Source organism: Thiohalocapsa sp., from assembly GCF_019695415.1.
Taxonomy (GTDB): domain Bacteria; phylum Pseudomonadota; class Gammaproteobacteria; order Chromatiales; family Chromatiaceae; genus Thiohalocapsa.
This window is the reverse complement of record NZ_JAIFKJ010000476.1, coordinates 1-7986: the sequence shown is the minus strand read 5'-3', so window position 1 is coordinate 7986 and position 7986 is coordinate 1. Positions and strand designations below refer to the sequence as shown.

Genomic DNA, 7986 nt, shown 5'->3' with positions numbered 1-7986 from the left:
AGGGCCTGTGTGGCGACAGCTGACAGTCATCTCTTGCTACCTAGGCTCGATCTATATCGCCTACACCTTCCTCAAGTACATGCATGTGAAGTTCCTGCCCGATCCATACATGGGCAAGATCTTCCAGGATCTGGAAACCTGGGTCGGCTTTGACTGGGTCAATCCGTACTTCCGCTTCTTCACCGGTGGTGTCGAAGCAGTGGCATCGCTTTTGTTGTTCATTCCTGGTTTCCAGCTCGCTGGTGCATTCGTCACGCTTGGGACTCTAGTTGTTGCGCTGTTGTTGCATGTGCCTGGGCCCATTGGCATTGAGGGTGCTCGGGGCGCGTTGGCGCTAGAAGCAGTCATCTGCGTCTTGCTGGCGAGTTGGATCGTCTACGTTCGCCGCGGCGAGGTCATGGAGCTCGTTCGGTTCACCTTCACGGATAGAACCTGGACACGGAAATAATGGCACTCTGCCGAACGCAGCGTGCGGTTGCAGCCCGGACGAGCGTCGATGCGGAGACTCACCGAGAAAAGGCCGGCGTCATGATTAATGCCGACCCATGTTTGAAGTGCGTGTGATACAGCGCGTCCCAGTCACTATGAATACGCCAGACACCAACGAGATCGGGCTCTTCGACATCGGCCGTGGCGACCTTGCAAGCTTCCATCAGGCCTGCGAGCGCGAGTGGCTGGTCACGAATGGTCTCGGTGGCTTCGCCGCCGGAACGGTCGCGGACGCGAATACGCGTCGCTACCACGGGCTGCTCATCGCGGCCCTGAAGCCACCGCTGGAGCGCACTCTGATGCTGGCAAAGCTCGACACGGTGGTGGACTACGCGGGTGGGCAGTACCCGCTGAGCAGCAACGAGTTCGCTGATGGGTCCATCGACCCGAACGGCTGGCGCCACATCGAGCGCTTCCGGCTGGACCAGGGCTTGCCCGTTTGGGACTACGCTTGCGGTGACGCCCTGGTCGAGAAGCGGATCCTGATGCCCCATGGGCGCAACACGACGCTGATCTGCTTCCGGGTGCTGCGTGCCACAGCGGAAATCCAGCTCGCGGTCCGTCCTCTGTGTGCCCATCGGGATTATCACAGCCACGGCCGCGGCGGCTGGAATTTCGCCACGACGGCCATGCACGACGGGTTCGCCGTGGAGCCCTTCCCCGGCGCGCAGCCCTACACCATTCGCGCGGGCGCTGAGGCAGAGGTGGTACCGGACCCCGCTTGGTATTGGCACTTCCGCCATCGCGTGGAGTCCGAGCGCGGGCTCGACGACACGGAGGATCTCTACAGCCCGGGGCTGCTCAGGCTGCGCCTTGGCGTGGGCGAAGCGGCCTGCATCAGCGTCTCCAGCGAGCCGGAGCCCGCCTGCGACTTCGGCAGTGCACTGACCGCAGAGCTTGCCCGGCGGCGGGCGCTGCTCGACGGGATGCCGCAGCCGGTGACCGCGCCCTGGGTCGCACAGCTCGTGCTGGCCGCCGATCAGTTCATCGTCCGGCGCGGCTCCGAGCCCGCGACCAGCGGCCACACGGTCATCGCCGGCTATCCCTGGTTCGGCGATTGGGGCCGCGACACGATGATCGCCCTGCCGGGTCTGGCGCTGACCACCGGTCGCTTCGACATCGCGCGCAGCATCCTGCTGACCTTTGCGCGGCACATCGATCAGGGCATGCTCCCGAATCGCTTCCCGGACCTGGGTGACGCGCCGGAGTACAACACGGTTGACGCGACGCTCTGGTACGTGCACGCAATCCACCAGTACACCCGGTACAGCGAGGATCTGGACCTTGCGGCCGAGATCTTCGACGCGCTCCTCGACATCCTCGATTGGCACCGCCGCGGGACCCGCTACGGCATCCACGTCGACCCGAACGACGGCCTGCTCTGGGCCGGTGAGGACGGCGTCCAGCTCACGTGGATGGACGCCAAGGTCGGCGACTGGGTGGTGACGCCCAGAATCGGCAAGCCCGTCGAGATCAACGCCCTCTGGTACCACGCGCTGCGCTGCATCGCCGAGCTGGCCCGGCGGCTCGGTCAGGACGCCGTCGCCGCGGACCTCGATGCCGATGCCGAGCGGGTCCACGCGGGCTTCGCGCGGTTCTGGAACGACGCGCTGGGCTGTCTCTATGACGTGATCGACGCCCCGGTCGGCGACAAGCAGTCGGACGGCCGCCGCTGTGACGCAAGCCTCAGGCCCAACCAGATCTTCGCCGTCTCCCTGCCCCACAGCCCGCTCGATGCCGCACAGCAGCGGGCCGTCGTCGACACCTGTGGTCGCCACCTGGTCACGTCCTGCGGGCTGAGCTCGCTTGCGAAAGACGCCGGCGACTACGTCGGTCTCTATCGCGGGGACCCGGTGAGCCGCGACGGCGCCTATCACCAGGGCACTGTCTGGGGCTGGCTGCTGGGTCCGTTCGCGGAGGCGCACTTCCGGGTCTATGGCGACGCCAAGCGCGCGCAATCCTTCCTGCGGCCGCTCGGCCTGCACCTGCGCGAGGCCTGCGTCGGCTCCATCAGCGAGATCTTCGACGGCGACGCGCCGCACCGGGCCAAGGGCTGCTTCGCCCAGGCCTGGAGCGTCTCCGAAACGCTCCGTGTCTGGACGGAGCTCGATCAGCGGGCCAACGCGGCCACCAACCAAGGGACACAGTCATGACCGAGCAACGAGAGCAGGCGGCAACGCCCGAGACAGGGGCCGAGCAGCGCCGCCTGCAGGCGCAGCGCGCTGGGGAGGCCGACTGGTACCGGTGGGGTCCGTACCTGAGCGAGCGCCAGTGGGGCACCGTCCGGGAAGACTACAGCAAAGGGGGTACCGCCTGGGATTCCTTCCCGCACGACCAGGCCCGCAGCCGCGCCTACCGCTGGGGCGAAGACGGTTTGGCCGGACTCAGCGACGACCAGCAGCGCCTGTGTCTGGCCCTCGCGCTCTGGAACGGCAAGGACCCCATTCTCAAAGAGCGCCTCTTCGGCCTCACCAACGGCCAGGGCAACCACGGCGAGGACGTCAAGGAGCTCTATTACTACCTCGACGCCACGCCCAGCCATTCCTACTTGAAATGCCTCTACAAGTATCCGCAGGCAGAGTATCCCTACGGGCGGCTGGTGGCGGAGAACGGCGGTCGCGGCATGCACGAGCCCGAGCTGGAGCTGCTGGACACGGGCGTGCTCGATGAGGACCGCTACTTCGACGTCTTCGTGGAATACGCCAAGGCGGGCCCGGAAGACATCCTGATGCGTATCACGGCGCACAACCGCGGCGATCAGTCCGCCCCGCTGCTCCTGCTGCCGCAGCTCTGGTTCCGCAACACCTGGAGCTGGGGCCACGACCCGGCCCGTCCGGAGCTCTCCGCCACCGAGCTCGGCACTGTCAGCGTGCGCCACCACGCGCTCGGCGAATACCACTGGTACGCGGACGGCGACCCCGAATTCGTCTTCTGCGACAACGAGACCAACGCCGCCCGCCTCTACGGCATGGCAGCCGACGGCCACTTCAAGGACGCCTTCCACGAGCTGCTCATCGCCGGGCGCACCGAGGCGATCAATCCGCAGCAGATCGGCACCAAGGCGGCGGCCCTGTACAAGCTGGAGATCCCCGCCGGCGACAGCGCCGTGATCCGCCTGCGCCTCGCCAAAGACATGGTCGGCCACGCCTTCGACGGCTTCGATGCGCTGATGCAGACGCGCATCGCCGAGGCCGACGCCTTCTACGCCGAGCTGCAGGCAAACATCCGCGACGAGGACCTGGCCCGGGTCCAGCGCCAGGCCCTGGCCGGCATGATCTGGACCAAGCAGTTCTACTACTTCGACATTCCGCAGTGGCTGAGTGGTGATCCCGCGGGCTATCCGCCACCGCCGGCACGCCGTTACGGCCGCAATCACGAGTGGGAGCACCTGAACAACGCCGACATCATCTCGATGCCGGACAAGTGGGAGTACCCCTGGTACGCCGCCTGGGACCTGGCCTTTCAGTGCCCGACCCTGGCCCTGGTGGACCCCGAATTCGCCAAGCACCAGCTCGTCCTGCTGACCCGCGAATGGTACATGCACCCCAATGGGCAGCTGCCGGCCTATGAATGGGCCTTCGGCGACGTCAATCCGCCGGTGCATGCCTGGGCCACCTGGGAGGTCTACTGCATGGACCGCGCACGCAACGGCGGCGTCGGGGACCTGGCTTTCCTGGAGCGCGTCTTCCACAAGCTGATGCTCAATTTCACCTGGTGGGTGAACCGCAAGGACGCCGAGGGGCGCAACATCTTCCAGGGCGGCTTCCTGGGGTTGGACAACATCGGGGTGTTCGACCGCAGCTCGCCGCTGCCCACCGGCGGCTACATCAACCAGGCTGACGGCACAGCCTGGATGGCCATGTACTCGCTGAACCTGATGCGCATCGCGCTGGAGCTGGCCCGGCAGAACCCCGTCTACCAGGACATCGCCACCAAGTTCTTCGAGCACTTCCTGCACATCGCCGCGGCCATGAACAACATCGGCGACAAGGGAATCATGCTCTGGAACGAGGAAGACCAGTTCTTCTACGACGTGCTCAATCTGCCGGACGGCCAGAAGCGGCCCATGCAGGTGCGCTCCATGGTCGGCCTGATTCCGCTCTATGCGGTGGAAGTCCTGCCGGATGAATTGCTGGACGAAGTGCCGGAGTTCACCCGCCGGATGCAGTGGTTCCTCGACTACAAGCCGGAGCTCCATGCCCTGGTCTCACACTGGGAGGAGCGCGGTGCCGAGGGCCGCCACCTGGTCTCGCTGCTGCGCGGGCATCGGCTGAAGGCGCTGCTGCGGCGCATGCTGGATGAGACCGAGTTTCTCAGCGACTACGGCGTGCGCGCGCTCTCCCGGGTGCATGCGGACGCGCCCTACGTCTTCCATTGCGCCGGCGCACCGCTGGAGGTGGGCTATTGGCCGGCGGAGTCCCTGTCCGGGCTGTTCGGCGGCAACTCCAACTGGCGCGGGCCCATCTGGTTCCCGGTCAACTACCTCTTGATCAGCTCTCTGCGCCGCTTCCACGACTACTACGGCGAGAACTTTCGCGTGGAATGCCCGGTGGGCTCCGGCAACCAGCTGAGCCTGCTGGAGGTGGCAGAGGAGCTCAGCCGACGCCTGACACGGCTCTTTCGGCGCGACACCGAGGGCCGGCGGGCGGTCTTCGGTGATGCCGACAAGCTCCAACGGGACCCGCACTTCCGCGACCACCTGCTGTTCTACGAATACTTCCACGGCGACAACGGCCGCGGCGTCGGTGCCGCCCACCAGACCGGCTGGACGGGCCTGGTGGCCAACCTGATCCAGGAGCTCCACACGCCGCCGAGCCACCCCTGACCCGAGCCGCTGACCATTCCCGAACGGAGATGAATCGATGAGCGATGCACCCCTGCCCAAGGTCGTGATGCCGAGCTGCCCCAATCGGCAGCTGCTGAAGGGCCAGAAGGCCCTGGTCACCGGCGCCAATTCCGGCATCGGCCGGGCGGTGGCCGTCTACCTGGCCAAAGAGGGCGCTGACGTGGTGGTCAACTTCGTGGCGGATGAGGCGGCCGCCGCTGAGGTCGTAACCGAGATCCAGGCCACCGGCCGGGGCGGCCTGGCGATCCAGGCGGACGTGTCCGACGAGGCGCAGGTCCAGACCATGTTCCAGCAGATGATCGACGCATTCGGCACCATCGACATCCTGGTCAACAACGCCGGCCTGCAGCGCGACGCCCCCTTCGACGAGATGACCCTGGCCCAGTGGCAGCAGGTCATCGACGTGAACCTGACCGGGCAGTTTCTGTGCGCACGGGAGGCGGTGCGGGAGTTCAAGCGCCGCGGCGTGGTGCCGGAGGTCTCCTGCGCCGCCGGCAAGATCATCAGCATGAGTTCGGTGCACGAGGTCATTCCCTGGGCCGGGCACGTCAACTACGCGGCCTCCAAGGGCGGGGTCATGCTGATGACCAAGAGCCTGGCACAAGAGGTAGCCCCTTTTCGTATTCGGGTGAACAGTATTTGTCCTGGCGCGATTCGCACACCAATCAATACGGACGCCTGGGGGACACCAGAAGCCTATGCCGAACTGATGAGGCTTATCCCCTATAACCGAATCGGAGAGCCAGTAGACATTGCTCGCGCGACTGCCTGGATGGCGTCTGACGATGCGGATTATGTGCAGGGGGTAAGCTTCTTTGTGGATGGTGGCATGACATTGTATCCCGGTTTCGCCGAAGGGGGCTGACGGCGTGCTGAAGACCCTGCGCGAGCACTGGCCCGAGTACCTGATGGAGGCCTGGGGCCTCGGCGCCTTCCTCGTCTCCGCCGGCCTCGTGGTCGCCCTGCTGGAGTATCCGGGCTCGCCCGTGCACACACTGCTGCCGGACGCGGACCTGCGCCGGGCGCTCATTGGCCTGGCGATGGGCGTCACCGCGGTGGCGATCATCTACTCGCCCTGGGGCCAGCGCTCCGGGGCGCAAATCAACCCCGCCGTGACGCTGTCCTTTCTGCGCCTGGGCAAGATCGCCCCGCTGGACGCCCTGTTCTACATCCTGGCGCAGTTCATCGGCGGCACGCTCGGCATCCTGCTGGTGCGGTTCATCCTGGGCGAGGTCTTCAGCCTGCCGCCGGTGAATCACGTCGTGACGGTGCCAGGCCCGAGCGGACCCGTGGTGGCCTTCGCCGCGGAATTCGCCATGGCCCTGGGCCTGATGCTCGCGGTGCTGTTCTTCATGAACTCCCCGCGCCTGAACCGACTCACGGGGCTCGCCGCCGGCGTCCTGGTGGCCATCTATATCACCGTCGCCGCGCCGCTGTCGGGCATGAGCATCAACCCGGCCCGAACTTTTGCATCCGCAACCCCGAGCGGAGTCTGGAGCCACGCCTGGGTCTACTTCAGCGCGCCGATCCTCGGCATGTTGGCCGCGGTGGAGCTGTACCGGCGCCTGCTGCACCGCGAGACGACGCGCATGTGCGCCAAGCTCGATCACCCCGATCACGTGCGCTGTATCCACTGCGGGCATGAGCCGCCGGCGGAGCCCGATTCCCACGCATCAGCGCAGCCCATTGCCAACCCCACAGGTCAAGACGTGCCATGAGCGAGCAGACATACGACGTCATCATCATCGGCTCCGGCGCCGGCGGCTCGGCGACGGCCTACAGCCTGGTCAACGCGGGCTGCCGGGTGCTGCTGCTGGAACAGGGCGGGCAACTGCCGCGCGACGGCAGCACCCTGGACGTGAAGCAGGTCTTCAGCGAGGGCCGCTTCAAGAACCAGCGGGCCTGGGTGGACAACCAGAACCGGCAGTTCATCCCGGGCGAGTTCCACAATGTCGGCGGCAAAACCAAGTGGTACGGCGCCGCCCTGCTGCGCTTCTCGCCGGAGGAATTCGACGCCGATGCCGAGCACCAGTGCCTGGGCTGGCCCATCGGCTACGACGACCTGGCCCCCTACTACGACCGGGCCGAGGCGCTGCTGGCGGTCACCCGCTTCGACAACGAGCCCGAGCTGCAGCGGCTGGTGGAGCGCGTACAGGCCGCCGACCCCGCCTGGCACAGCGAGGCACTGCCGCTGGGCCTGAAGCGCGAGATCCTGGATCACCCGGAAGAGGCCAAGCACTTCGACGGCTTCGCATCCGCCTGCGGCTTTAAATCCGACGCCGAATGGAGCCTGCTGGACGCCCTCGGCGGCAAGCCGGGCTTCACGCTGAAGACGGACACGGCCGTCACCGGCCTGCTGCATGCCGATGACGATCCGACCCGTATCACCGGCGTCGTCTGCGCCAATGGCGACCGGCACCGGGCGGACAGCGTGGTGCTCGCCGCCGGCGCCATGAGCTCGCCCCGCCTGCTGCAGGACTACCTGGAGGCCACCGGCCTCGGCACCCGGCTGCCCTCCGCGCCGGTGGCCGGCGCCAACTTCAAGCTGCCCCTGAACAGGGCCCTGCCCGGCTTTTCCCCCTTCCAAAAGACCGCCGGTCTGGCACGACCGGGGATCTTCTAAACCCCACCCTTCCCCCCCCACACCATCC

Annotated in this window: 6 protein-coding genes; all 6 read left to right on the top strand. The window is 66.5% G+C overall.

The window, feature by feature from the left end:
- Positions 1 to 448, top strand: a 448-nt coding sequence (locus I6U14_RS13345; RefSeq protein WP_296900015.1) for a hypothetical protein, incomplete at its 5' end; no start/stop codon positions are given.
- 136 nt (positions 449 to 584) lie between these two features.
- Positions 585 to 2642 (top strand): amylo-alpha-1,6-glucosidase, encoded by a 2058-nt coding sequence (locus I6U14_RS13340; RefSeq protein ID WP_296900014.1) that lies wholly within the window; start codon positions 585 to 587, stop codon positions 2640 to 2642.
- A complete protein-coding gene (locus I6U14_RS13335) occupies positions 2639 to 5314 on the top strand; it encodes a glucosidase (protein ID WP_296900013.1) in 2676 nt (891 codons plus the stop codon). The genes I6U14_RS13340 and I6U14_RS13335 overlap by 4 nt, the downstream gene beginning before the upstream one ends.
- A 37-nt stretch (positions 5315 to 5351) precedes the next feature.
- Positions 5352 to 6200, top strand: coding sequence for an SDR family oxidoreductase (locus tag I6U14_RS13330; RefSeq protein WP_296900012.1), 849 nt, complete (start codon positions 5352 to 5354; stop codon positions 6198 to 6200).
- 4 nt (positions 6201 to 6204) lie between these two features.
- A complete protein-coding gene (locus tag I6U14_RS13325; protein ID WP_296900011.1) occupies positions 6205 to 7053 on the top strand; it encodes an MIP/aquaporin family protein in 849 nt (282 codons plus the stop codon).
- Entirely contained in the window at positions 7050 to 7958 is a 909-nt protein-coding gene (locus I6U14_RS13320) for an FAD-dependent oxidoreductase (protein WP_296900010.1), read from the top strand. The genes I6U14_RS13325 and I6U14_RS13320 overlap by 4 nt, the downstream gene beginning before the upstream one ends.
- Positions 7959 to 7986: the final 28 nt, after the last annotated feature.

Bases quoted from the DNA above. Each gene is read 5' to 3' on its own strand.
- I6U14_RS13330 (WP_296900012.1), top strand. From the start codon at position 5,352: ATGAGCGATGCACCCCTGCCCAAGGTCGTGATGCCGAGCTGCCCCAAT.
- I6U14_RS13335 (WP_296900013.1), top strand. From the start codon at position 2,639: ATGACCGAGCAACGAGAGCAGGCGGCAACGCCCGAGACAGGGGCCGAG.
- I6U14_RS13340 (WP_296900014.1), top strand. From the start codon at position 585: ATGAATACGCCAGACACCAACGAGATCGGGCTCTTCGACATCGGCCGT.
- I6U14_RS13320 (WP_296900010.1), top strand. From the start codon at position 7,050: ATGAGCGAGCAGACATACGACGTCATCATCATCGGCTCCGGCGCCGGC.